Origin of the sequence: Pseudomonas orientalis, assembly GCF_001439815.1 — a bacterium.
Classification (GTDB): Bacteria; Pseudomonadota; Gammaproteobacteria; order Pseudomonadales; family Pseudomonadaceae; genus Aquipseudomonas; species Aquipseudomonas orientalis.
This window is the reverse complement of record NZ_JYLM01000001.1, coordinates 431,999-444,283: the sequence shown is the minus strand read 5'-3', so window position 1 is coordinate 444,283 and position 12,285 is coordinate 431,999. Positions and strand designations below refer to the sequence as shown.

Here is a 12,285-nt window from a genome sequence, read left to right as displayed (position 1 = left end):
GCGTGATAGCGTTTTTCATTGCCCGCCGGACCCATCGGCGGGCGTGAAGGAACGTATGAATATGCAAGCCGACAGCAGCTCCGTGCTCGCTCAACTGATTGATCACTCACGCCCTCCCGCCCCCGGTCGGGACGATTTCAGAACCGCGTTGCAGCGCCTCGACATTCACTCGGTATTCGATATTGTGCGACTCGGCGAGAAGGCCTTCGCAGAGCAACTGGCCACCTGCAACGACGACGATGCCCACGCGGTGTACCTCAAGGCCCGCAGTGCTGCAGCGCAACTGGACAGATTGTTTCGCGAGCAGCAAGTCTCTTCGGACCGCCCTGCCCTGCGCGATAAACGCGATGTCGCCGCCGATACCGGTGCCACCTACCAGGCGTTGTTCAAGGAAAACCGCGAACAGTTCTGCGCCAGTTCGTCCATCGCAGCGGTCGACTCGCCGGTGGCCTACCTGCGCGCGCTTTATCTGTTCGCCCTGCAACTGGAACAGAATGCCAAGGAGGCGGACGCGATCAAGCTGTCGGACCGGCGTGCGGACCTCAAGGCGCTTTTGATCGACCAACACAGCGTCGCGGGCCAGGTGCCCATGTTGTCGATCGTCAATCAGACCTTGCTGCGCACTATCGCGGGCGCCAACGCCAACGACGCTTACACACTTCTGAGCAGGACCTGGTACCCGTTTTCGCTGCCGTATCATTTCCACCACCAGCAATGCCGGCTGGGCCTGTCGGGCGACAAGCCGCTGTTGGGTGAGTTGAACTATCGCATCAGTCGCCAGTTGCCCCTGACGGGAGGAACCAACACTTATGGGCAGGTCGTTACCCACAATAATGAGGTTCAATGTCTGTTATCCGGGTTGAGCCCTGAACAACAGGCGATGCTGAAAAGTGACTGGGCAGCGGTGCAGGATGCGCAGACGTTCTATCTCACGTACTTCAACTGGAAGGCTGGGAAGGGCCCGGAAAACGTCGCTGACTTCCTGCACCATACGCAGCTGGATGCTGAACAACTTCAAGCGTTGCTGGCACAACAGACACAAACACCGCGCAAATCGCCCTACTGCAGGCAGGATACCGGGCTCAACTACGGGGCCTGTTACATCAACGGCGCGACTGCCCCCACCCCCTCAATCAGCCTGGGCAACGAGGCCCCCGCCAAGCTGCTCAACGTGAGCCTTGAACGCTTCGACAGGCTGCAACGGATGATTCGCCTGCAGCGCTGGCTCGGCCTGCCTTTCGCACAAGTGGACACGTTGCTGGTCAGCGCCATGCGCTGCGAAGGCGCCAGCAACCGCGCGCTGCTGATCACCCATAACACCGTTCGGGCGCTGGGAGTCTTCTGCTATCTGAACCGGCGCTACAGCTTGCAAGCCGAAGAGTTTGCCGCCTGGCTCCATCAGATGCCCGTTCACGGCTCGGGTGAGCACGTGTCATTGTTCGATCAGGTATTCAACCGCGCAGGTTCCGCCCTGCCGCCCCTGTACCTGGACGGCCATGCGTTCGACGCCACCACTGTGCACCAACTCTGCGCCGGGCTGGACCTGCAAGACACCCGGGAATCGCTGCAACTGCTGATCGCCGACAGGCCTGCAACCCGTACGATCGAGACCGTCAGCGCACTCTATCGGCAAGCGCGAATCGCCCGCCTGTTCGGCTTGTCGGTCATGGAATGCCAGCAACTGGCGCAGTTGCTCGGCAAAGCAAACGTTCTCACGCAACTGCGCAACCCGACGCTGCGTCGCAAGTCCAAAGGCGCGACTGACTTTCTCGATGTGCTCATGCACCTGGAATGGGCCAGCCGCTGGCTCAAGGAAAACGGCAACAGCCTGTCACTGTTAAGGCATCAGCTGTTGCTCGATCAGCAGGTCCAGGACCCCGCCATCAACCTGCTGTTGAAAGAGTTCGCCGCCTATGATCAGGCTTCTCTCTCCACCAAGTTGAACCTGCTTGAGCTGCCTCAACAACCCGATGACGAAGACAACCGCTTGCCCGTCGTTGACTGGAAATCCGTGATCCATCAGGTGCTGCAACGGATGCGCTCAAACGCGAGCATCGAGGTGGCGCTCAATGAAGGGCTGGCTGGCGTGGCAATCAGCACGGACGCCAAACGCACAGCCTTCATCATCGAACAGACCAGACCCAGGCTTCATACCCTGGTGAGCACCCTACGTGATGAGCTCTGGGCGCTGTATAGGCGCCTCAAAGACATCATCCACGCCGTCCCGCATCTGCCGGGCAACGCCAACGGGCATCAAAAATATGACCATTACGGCCATTTCCTGCGCTTGTATGCGCCAGATGTCCCACCGCTGCAAACCCTCGGCTATTTGATAGTGCTGTTCCCTCACGCCGTCGATGTTCTGCAATGGCCACTCAGCCGCCAGGCGCTTGATCAATTCCTGATAAACCCGCATTGGCTGGACAGCGATTATCAAGTCTCTTCGTTACTGGAACTGACCCCGCACACCCTCTACCTCATGCAACAGTTCAACCATTGCATTGACCGCTTTGGCCTGACGGAAGGACAAATTCTCGATTACTTCAGACAGGCCAACACACCGCCCGGTAGCGCGGCACAAAACACCAGTGACGAAACCAACGAGCGTCTCGCCCGACTTTGTGGCTGGAGTGCCAGCGAAATAGGTGTATTCAGCAGCCAGCTGAAACCACCACGCATTACCTCAATGGATCGCCTGGACTGGCTGCTGCGTTGCCGCCAGACCTGCACCGCCACCGGCCTGTCGGCCACCCTGCTGATTGCAGCCAGCCAACTTAAAACCGACTCGACGTTCGCGCAATGGAAGGCCGTCGGCGAGGCGCTCACGAGCGCCCGTGCATTCCCCGTTAACACGCCTTCCCCGGCCGACCTGTTCAAGGACTGATCATGTCTGACTCGCTTGACCAACACCTTAATGAAAGCCTGCGCGACGCCATGCTCGCGTACTACCTCACCCACAAAGTGCCTGACGCCCTGAAGGCAACCCTGCGCAATGCCGATGACCTTTACGCGTATTGGTTACTCGATGTGCAAGTCAGCCAAGCCGTGCCAACCAGCCCGGTAGCCTGTGCCATTTCCAGCCTGCAGCAATACATCACGCGTATTCAGCTGGGCCTTGAGCCGGGCTATGAACAGCAGGGCATGACCGCGCAACAGGACAAGGTCTGGCGCGAACACTTGCACAGCTACCCGCTCTGGAATGCCAGCCAGCAATTGCGCTACCACCCGGCCAACTATCTGGACCCGACGTTACGACGTGACAAGACCGACAGTTTTCAACAGTTGGAAAACGACCTCAGCCAATACCGAATTCAAGCGGACACCGTCGTCACGGCGGTTCAGAGTTACCTGGCCAGGTTCGAGGAAACCGCCAACATACGCACGATCAACGGCTATATCGACGCGGACTTGAACAACCTGCATAGCGGCACCTATTACTTCGTCGGTAAATCGAGCTCCGGGAACACCTATTACTGGCGTTCCCTGGACCTGTCCAGGCGCTCCGGCGCGGTGCTGCTGCAGGATGCCTGGTCGGACTGGAAAAAAATCAACCTGTCGGTCTCCGACGCCACCGCCGAGCAAAGTATCCGGCCGGTGTACTTCAACAGCCGGCTGTTTTTCATCTGGGCCGAGTGCATCAAGCCCACCCCGAGCAGTTCGTTCAAACCGGCGCGATGGGATACGCAGGAAAAAGAACATCTGGCCGATTGGATCAATACCCACTACGTCAAATTTCGACTCAACTTCTCGTATAAAAAACATGACGACAGTTGGAGCGCGCCCCAGGCGTGCATCGAGAAATACTGTGCGACCGAAGACGTCAACGCCTCGACTTCCGAGCTTCTGAAAAGCATTACGCAAACGGTGGCGATCGTCGATGACAACAGCACGCCTGCGCTGTTTTTAGGTGTGCTTGCCACCAGCCGTAAAGATCCCAAGCAGCAGGATAATTTCATCGGCAAATTTTTCCAGGCCGTGCATATCGACCAGTCTTTCAACATCACCACCGTTGCCGATGGAGGCAGCCCCGAGCGCTATAGCGTGCTGCCCGACTCAGACGTTGCCGAAGAAATAAACCGGCTGCTGGAACCCTTCGACCCGTCCCAGAAGACTAAAGTACAGGCCATACTCAAGGGCGAGGTGCACAGTACCAACGGGTATTACAGCGAATTGTTGCCTGACAGCGCCCGGCAATTTCTCGCGCTCTTTGCTCATAAGAACCAGGGCAACTTGCAGTTCAAAATAGCGCCCACGGCGGAGTACACGATTTCCATAACGTCGCAGAAGATTTTCGAAAAAGAGGACCATTGGAATTTTGAAAAAAATCAGGCAAGCATAAAAGACACCGACAGCACCCAGGTGTTTTTTGATTCAAACACCCATGAACTTGTTTTCTCCTCTACCCTCAACGGTGGTTTCCAGCAGCCCTACACTGTCACATTAAACAAACCGCAGGGTGCGATCATTACGCTGATCACCCATGACGCATTGGATGACCCGACAAAGACTCAGCTTGAACTGAGCAAGGGCTCGACAATTACCGGCGTCTCGACAGGCTTGAAAACCGACTTTTACGCGCTTTATTTTAAGAATTCGATCACGCAGGAGGAGTTTCCCAACGCGGTGCATAATGCTGACGGGGCGCTCTTTACCCATACAACAGACCCGAAAGAGCCAGGCAGCCTCTTGCTCGAAGGCCACTTCATCGACAAAAACGCCTTCGTCAATTTATACACACACAGACACTTCCATATCACCCTTAACCGTTACGGCACTTTTTCCACGCACGAAGATAAAAAAAACAAGCTGCATTCACAGAATGTTTTGCTGATCAAAAAGGCAAAAGTGACCACGCTTAACTTGCGCGCCTTCAAACACGTCATCATGAGCGCGAACTTCAAAGACTACCCCTTTACCGAGACCATCAACGCCAACTCTCATCGCATCATCAACTTTCAGGACACTGCTCACGAAAGCCTCACCGGATCAAGTGCCGAATTACCGGCCGGGCATCGGGTCACAACGCGCATGCCGGTGACGCAGGCGCAGTTGATATCCGGCATCACCCTGATCCATGGCGTGGTGACTCTTGAGCCTGAGGAAAACGGCACGAAAATCCTCGGCTATGCACTGAATACGGCAACCCTGAAACTGACAACACCTGCTTCCGGCACCACGCTCAACCAGCAACTGGCGCCGACGATCAAAAGGCTCGAATCGGACAGCATCGGCACCGCTGAATTCATCGACTTCTCCAACAGCTCGGCAAGACTGCCTGCCGGCCTATCCGCCACCCTGCGCATGAATACCTGCTTTGCCGCAAAGCTGGTCCAGGCGGCCACTATCAGCCTTGAACATTTATTCTCGTTAACGCCGCAAACCTGGCAAGAGCCTCCGCTCACATCCGACGGTACAGCAGAAGGCATTGACTTTCGGGGGGCCAACGGCAAGTACTTCTGGGAGCTGTTCCTGTACGTGCCCTGGTTGATAGCCCATCGTCTGAATCAGGAGCAGCAGTATGTCCAAGCCCAGGTCTGGATCAGCTGTCTGTTCGACCCGGGCCGGGCAGCCGACGCCGCGAGCGACCGGCCTGCCTTTTGGGGTTTGCGCGAACTCGCCCGTGAAGAACCGCTGCCCGGTTACATCAGCCACGATCCCCACGAACTGGCGATACGCGCGCCCGTGCATTTTCGCAAGGCAATCTACCTGTTTTATCTGGACATCCTGCTCAATCGCGGCGATGCCGACTATCGCCAGCTCACCCCGGACAGCCTGACCCAAGCCAAACTCTGGTACACCCGAGCCCAACACTTGCTTGGCCCACGCCCCAGGGTCATCACCACTGAACCGTGGGCGCAAATTACCCTGGCCAAGTTGGCAACGGAGGGCTCTGAAAGCCTGAAAAAACTTGAGCGAACCAACCCGACAATCGACGTCAACCTGTCGCGCGAAGGCGATGCACTGGCTCCGCTCACAGACACCGACAATCTGCGCCTGCCTTTCAATGCCCAATTGGTGACGCGCTGGGACAAGCTCGAAAGTCGACTGCATAATCTGCGGCACAATCTCGACATCACGGGTAAGCCCTTGAGCCTTGCGCTCTACGCGGCCCCGCTGTCGCCTCTGAAATTATTGGCCAGCCAAGGCAAAGGGGCTTTCGGCGAAAGCGGTACAGCGCCGTTTCTCGACGCGCAGGTCGGTCATTATCGCTTCCAGGTCATGTTCGGCCATGCGCTCACGGCCACCGAAGCAGTGATTCAATTCGGCAGTACGGTGCTGACCCTGATTGAACGCAAGGAACAGGCGGAATACCTGGAGTTACAGCAACAACAAGCGTGGGACCTGGCCAATATCGTCGTGACCCAGCAAACCCAGGCATTGCGCATCGATGGGAAGAACCGGGAGGCACTCGACGCCAGTCGCCGCATGATCGAGTCGCGGATGCATTACTACGCCCACCAGCTCACCGAAGGCATCAGCCCCGGGGAATCCCATGCCGGCTTGCTCTACCTGATCAGCGCCGGGTTCGACACCGCCGCTTCGGCCGCGGCCGTGGGGGCCGGCCTCGCGATGGTGGCGCCGAATATCTTCGGCACCAGTGTCGGCGGCTCGCGCTGGGAAGGGCCTTTCTATGCCGCCCAGGCCTTGGCCCAAGGCGTTGCCACGGCGCTGCGTGGCGACGCCGCAGACCTGGATCGCTCCGAGCAATTCAACCGCCGGGCGCAAGAATGGGCCCATGCCCAGGACCAGGCCCGACTCGAACTGGCCCAGGTCGATGCTCAATTACAAGCCTATGCCGAGCAGGAAAAAGCCACGCGCCTGCAACTGCGCCTGGCCCAGACCTCCCTGGCACAGGCCTGGTCGAGCTATCAACTGCTGGCCAAGCGCTTTTCCAAGGCTCAGCTGTATGACTGGCTCAATGCCCAGTTGAGCAAGTTCTATTATCAGGTCTATGACCTCGGCCTCTCCCTGTGCCGCACCGCCCAAGCGTGCTGGCAGTACGAGGTAGCGGACTATGAGCGCACCTTTATCCAGACAGGCGCCTGGAACAACAACTACCGTGGCTATCTGGCGGGTGAAGCCCTGAAGCTCTCGCTGTTGAACATGAATACGGCCTATTTGAACCATAACGTGCGGGATCTGGAAATTGTAAAGACCATTTCCCTGCGTCACCGCCTGACCCAGTGCGAGGTCGCTTCCTCCTCGACAAGCACCTCACAGACGTCACCTTCAGCAACTGAAGACAAGTGGACCGGCCATAAGCGCCAACTGATCAATAAAGGCAGGCTGTGCTTCAAATTGCCCGCCGCCCTGTTTGAAGAGGATTACCCCGGGCACATTCTGCGCCGGATCAAAGGCATCAGCGTATCGTTGCCCGCGACGCTGGGCCCCTATGAAGACATCAAGGCGATACTGACGCAGACCCGCAACGACATCCAACTGCCTACGGGCGAGGTGCGTACGGACATGCGTGCCCACCAGCAAATCGCACTGTCCACCGGGCTGGATGACAACGGCCTGTTCACCCTGACGTTCGACAGCAACGAGCGTTATTTGCCGTTCGAATACACCGGAGCCATATCCGACTGGACCCTGGAGTTTCCCAACCCGGACCGGCAAAAGGCGATTCTGGAATCCATCAACGATATTGTCATTCACCTGCGCTACACCGCCAGGGTGGCCGCTGCCGTCGGGGGTCAGGCATGAGCGACGACCCTCACAACCTGCAGATCAATACCCCGACCCTGCCCAAAGGCGGTGCGGCCATTCAAGGCACTGGCAAGGGCTGGGGCGATATCGGTTCCAGCGGTACGGCAAGCTTTGAAATTGCCTTGCCGATCTCGCCCGCACGCGGCTACGCGCCAGCCATGTCGCTGACCTACCAGAGCGGCGCCGGTAACGGCCCCTTCGGCCTTGGCTGGGGGGTGCCTCAGCCTGCCGTCAGCCGGCGCACGTCCCATGGCGTGCCTGGCTACACGATGGACGATGTGCTGGTGGGCCCCGACGCGCACATCTGGCTACCGGAACGCGACGCCGAGGGCGCGATCATCAGCAGCACCCTTGCATCATTCAATGGCTTGCCACTGCCGCACGCGTATACGGTTACCCGCCACTTCCCCAGGGTCGAGGGCCGCTTCGACCGTATCGAACACTGGCAATCGGCGACCGACACGGCCGGCTTCTGGTTGATACGCGGTGCCGATGGCAGTCAGCACTTTTACGGAAAAACCCCGCTGGCCCGGATTGCCGACCCGGACCAGGCGCACCATGTGGCGCAGTGGCTGTTGCAGGAAAGCCTGAATGCCCACGGCGAGCACATCTATTATCACTACGCCAAAGAAACCGATGACACGCGCTACCCCAGGGACTGCCGCGCCCGGCATTACCTGGAAAGTGTCTGCTACGGCAACTTCACCGCCAGGGAGCAGGAGCAGCTTTACCTCTGGCAGACCGACGATACACCGGGCATGGGCTGGCACTTTCAATTGCTGTTTGATTATGGCGAACGCGCCCTCGAACTCGATGAGCGCCCGACGTACCGGAAAATCCGCGAATGGCCGACCCGACCCGACCCGACCCCTGCTCGGATTTTGCCTACGGCTTCGAGCTACGCACCCTGCGCCGTTGCAGCCAGATACTGATGTTTCACCACTTCCCCAAAGAAGCGCGAATGGGCGCCGACCCGGTACTGGTCAAGCGCCTGCTGCTGGAATACCGCACCTCCAGCCATGTCAGCCTGTTGAGCGCGGTCCATGAACAGGCCTTCGACAGCGCAGGCAATAGCGTGAGCCGCCCGCCGCTGGAGTGCCTTTACCAGACGAGCCAACTCAAGGTCGACCCGAGCCGCTACCAGGCATTCAGTGCATTGCCCCGGCTGCATGACGGCGCTCGTTACCAACTGGTGGATTTGTATGGCGAAGGCTTGCCCGGGGTGTTGTACCGCGCAGACAAAAGTTGGTATTACCGTGAACCGCTGAGGCCGCAACATCCGCACACCAGCGATGAGGTGAGTTACGGCGCAGCCGTGGAATTGACGCGGGTGCCGGTCGCCGACAGCACCCGGCCCATCCACCAGGCGCTGGCCGATGTGAACGGCGACGGGCGTTTGGACTGGCTGGTGGCCGGGCCCGGGATCAACGGTTTTTTCAGCCTGGACGAACAGCGCAACTGGTCAGCCTATACGCCGTTCGATGCATTCCCCTCGGAGTTCTTCCACCCTCAGGGCATGCTGGCGGACTTGACCGGAGCAGGCCGCCATGACTTTGCAATGATCGGCCCGCGTAGCGTGCGCCTGTATGAGAATCGTCGAGCATCCGGCTTCGCACCCGCCACCGAGGTGCCGCACACGCCCGACGATGGCTTGCCGACCGTTTCCGGCTCGCCCAACGAACTGGTGGCGTTCAGCGATGTGCTCGCCACGGGCCAACAGCATCTGGTGCGTGTCCGGCATAACGAAGTGAAATGCTGGCCGAACCTGGGTCGTGGCCGCTTTGGCCAGGGGTTTGTATTGGCCGCCTTGCCGTTGCGTTATCAGACGTTCAACGCGGCCCATGTACTGCTCGTCGACCTCAATGGCGGCGGCGCAGCAGATTTGCTGTATCTGAGCACTACTCACTTGAGTATTTTCCTCAACAAAGCCGGCAACGGCTTCGAAACCCAGGCGCTCAACGTCCCGTGGCCGAAGGGCGTGCAGTATGACGATCACTGCCAGGTCAGCGTCATTGATGTGCTCGGCCTGGGGTGCCCGAGCCTGATCCTGACGGCTGCTCACCAGACCCCCATCCAGTGGCGCTACGACTTTTTCAGCCACAAGCCCTGGCTGCTGATGCGCACCTACAACAACCTGGGCGCCCAGGCGTCGATCAAATATCGCAGCAGCGCCCAGGAGTGGCTGGACGAAAAACGCGAGCTGCATGCCCAGGGCCAGCCCGCGATCAGCCGGTTACCCTTTGCACTGCTGCTGGTCTGCCAGCACACCCAACGCGACGAAATTACCGGTAACCAACTGACCAGACGCGTGAGCTATCGCCAGGCTTATTACGACCGCGTGGACCGCGAGTTCCGTGGCTTCGGGCTGTTGCTGCAAACCGACACCGACCACCGCAAGGACGCCCTCCAGGCGCCGGGCTCCAGCGCCCCCGCGCTCAGTAAAACCTGGTTCCATACCGGGCGATCGCTTGACATGCCCTGCCTCGGCCACAGCACTCACGACCCGCACGCCAAGCCTCCCGGCCGCACGCTGGTCAGCCGCTACAGGGGGACGGCCCAGGCACAGCCGCTGGATCATCATGACGACTTGATCAGCGACCCCGCGCCGGCGCTGGCACGCGACGCAGCCCGTGCCCTCAGTGGCGTGGTGCTGCGGGTCGAGGTGATGGCGGCGGACACGGCGCACGACGGGGTGCCCTATTCGGTACAACACCAGCGGTATCTGGTCCGCGAACTGGCACCGGCCAGTGCCCATACGCCCTACGCGCGGCTGCTGCCATTGGCTCTGGAGTCGGTCAGCTATCAATATGAAGGCGTGGCAGACGATCCGGTCTGCCAGCACCAGATCAACCTGCGCTGGGATGCCTACGGTTGCCTGGTGCATGGCGTGACCCTGCATCATGCCCGCCGTACCACCGCCGACAGCCCACCGCCCGCCGTGCTGGTGGATGGGCATCAGCAGCGCTGGTGGCGCGATACCCATGACAACGCGCAACAGTTCCATTACCTGAGCGAAACCCTGGCGCAGCCGATTCACCTGGACGACGCACAGCAGTGGCGCCTGGCCTTGCCCTACCGCCAACGACACAACGCCCTGGTGCTCGGCAAGGCGCCGGCGCCTGGCGGGCTGGACCCCGCGCGCATTAATTATGAAATGTTCATCGACACCCGCGACGGGCCGTTGGCTGCAGGGGTCGGGCGCACACTGAGCGGCTTGTCGGTGCAGCACTACCGGCAGGCCGGTGGCTTCGGTAAAACCCTGGCGCCCGGCGTCGCCACGGCCCAGGCATTGACCGATTACCTTGAAACCGCCGAGCTGGATGACCAGGCCTTGAACGTCTACAACGACATTCCGGCCATGCCCGGCCAACCCACGGTGGACCTGGTGCAAAAGCTCACCGACAGCGGCTATCACACCATGGCGATGTTTTTCCTGTTCGACGGCGAGGCGCCCCCGGCGCCAAACCGCCTGTGGTCGATCCGCCGCCACTTTCCCCGCTATGACAAGCCCGGCCGGTTTTGTCGGTTGAGGGCGCTGCGGGCCACCGAGGCCCACGGCGAAACAACCCTCCACTATGACCCCTACTCACTGCAGACCCTGCAGGTAAAGACACCCGACGGTTGCGTGACCACAGCCGAATACGACTATCAATTGCTGCTGCCGACAAAAATCGTCGACCCCAACGGCACTGTTCAAGAGGCGCTTTATGACGGTTTCGGGCAGTTGCTCGTCAGCAGCTTTCACGGCCATGAACAAGGCCTCAGAGTGGGCTTCGCCGCCCTGGAAAGCTACCGCCCGCTCGACACTGTGACGCCCGGATTGGCCATCGAACAGGCACAAAGCGTGTTGCAAGACATGGCCAGCGCGCACTGCTACGCCCCGTTCAGTTGGATGGGCAGCATCGACCCGGCCCTGGTCAAGCCCGAGTGGATCAGCAAGGCCTACCTGCTCCCCGGCGGGCATATCCGCATGAGTACACGAGCGCGCCTGAGTGCTGGTCGCCGCCCCCTCAGTGATGGCGAAAAACAACTCAAGGCGCTGATCGACAAGGCCAGCCGCACGCCGGTGCATGGGCTCCTATTGCAGGCCGACCGCTACCCCGGCGATGCCGAACGGCAGATTCGCATGACCCAGTCCTGCTGGGATGGCTTCGGCCGTTCGTTGCAGACCCGGCAGAAGACCGAACCAGGCCCGGCTCACGCGGTCGACGCCATGGGCAACCTGCTGGTCGACGAACTGCCGGATACTTTCGGCACCTTGAAGAAACAGCTGCGCCAAGTGCATGCCGACCCCCGCTGGCGCGTCAGCGAGCGTGTCGAATACAACAACAAGGGCTTGGTCATACGCGTCTATCGCGCCTACTTCACCAACAGCCACGCCTACGTCAATGATCACTGCATGCGCGAGCTGGGCCACAGCGACCGGCAATTGTATGACGTCCTCGGACGCCCGACCCAGACGCTGACCGCAGGGGGATTCATGCGGCGTACCACCTATTGGGCCTGGTACACCGTCAATGAAGACGAAAACGACACCTATGAAGAGCGCAATTCCTGACGAGCCCTGATCGTTCC

At 59.8% G+C, this 12,285-nt stretch carries 4 protein-coding genes; all 4 read left to right on the top strand.

Features of this window, described 5'->3' with window-relative positions; all coding sequences use genetic code 11:
- Positions 1 to 55: 55 nt before the first annotated feature.
- Genes TU82_RS01935 through TU82_RS01925 form a run of 4 tightly spaced genes read left to right on the top strand, consistent with a single transcriptional unit; the run spans position 56 to position 12,268 of the window.
- Positions 56 to 2,884: a Tc toxin subunit A gene (locus TU82_RS01935; protein WP_057721449.1), complete on the top strand. Its 2,829-nt coding sequence runs from the start codon at positions 56 to 58 to the stop codon at positions 2,882 to 2,884.
- Positions 2,885 to 2,886: 2 nt separating this feature from the next.
- A complete protein-coding gene (locus TU82_RS01930) occupies positions 2,887 to 7,707 on the top strand; it encodes a Tc toxin subunit A-related protein (protein WP_057721448.1) in 4,821 nt (1,606 codons plus the stop codon).
- Positions 7,704 to 8,642, top strand: a complete 939-nt coding sequence (locus TU82_RS29380; protein WP_338110592.1) for a SpvB/TcaC N-terminal domain-containing protein — start codon at positions 7,704 to 7,706, stop codon at positions 8,640 to 8,642. The genes TU82_RS01930 and TU82_RS29380 overlap by 4 nt, the downstream gene beginning before the upstream one ends.
- On the top strand, positions 8,555 to 12,268 hold the full coding sequence (locus TU82_RS01925; protein WP_338110593.1) for a toxin TcdB middle/N-terminal domain-containing protein: 3,714 nt from the start codon (positions 8,555 to 8,557) through the stop codon (positions 12,266 to 12,268). Before TU82_RS29380 ends, TU82_RS01925 begins: the two co-directional genes overlap by 88 nt.
- The last annotated feature ends 17 nt before the right edge of the window (positions 12,269 to 12,285 follow it).